Origin of the sequence: Streptococcus suis (genome assembly GCF_002964045.1) — a bacterium.
GTDB classification, from domain to species: domain Bacteria; phylum Bacillota; class Bacilli; order Lactobacillales; family Streptococcaceae; genus Streptococcus; species Streptococcus suis_U.
In genome coordinates this window covers 1-403 of the sequence record NZ_POPB01000297.1, presented here as the reverse complement: position 1 = coordinate 403, position 403 = coordinate 1, and the positions used below count along the sequence as shown (strand labels likewise).

The following is a 403-nucleotide window of genomic DNA, read 5'->3' as shown; positions in this document are numbered from 1 at the left end:
GTTCAGTATTTTCAATAGCAGCAAAAGGACAGTCAGCAGAAAGACCAACCAAGTGGAAATCAGCAGGAATTTCAGTCACAGCATCCCCGTGGCTCATGAGTACAAGCTGTTCTTCTGGTGTTCCAGCAAAAAGCGCTGATTCAGTCTTCAGTTGAAGATTTGATTGACCATATTCACGATTTCCAGCCTCACCAGCAGGAACAACCTTACCACCCAATTTATGGGTAATCAACTGCATACCGTAGCAGATTCCCAGAATTGGAATACCCAATTCAAAGATTTCTGGATCAATATCAAAGGCATTTTCTGCGTACACAGAGTTTGGTCCACCTGAAAGAACGATACCAATTGGATTGATGGCACGGACTTCCTCAGCTGTAATTTTATGGTTTTTCAATTCTGA

General features: G+C 42.4%; 1 protein-coding gene. It reads right to left on the bottom strand.

Features of this window, described 5'->3' with window-relative positions; all coding sequences use genetic code 11:
* On the bottom strand, positions 1 to 403 hold a 403-nt coding region (locus C1E99_RS04290; RefSeq protein ID WP_193441787.1), incomplete at both ends, for a glutamine amidotransferase-related protein.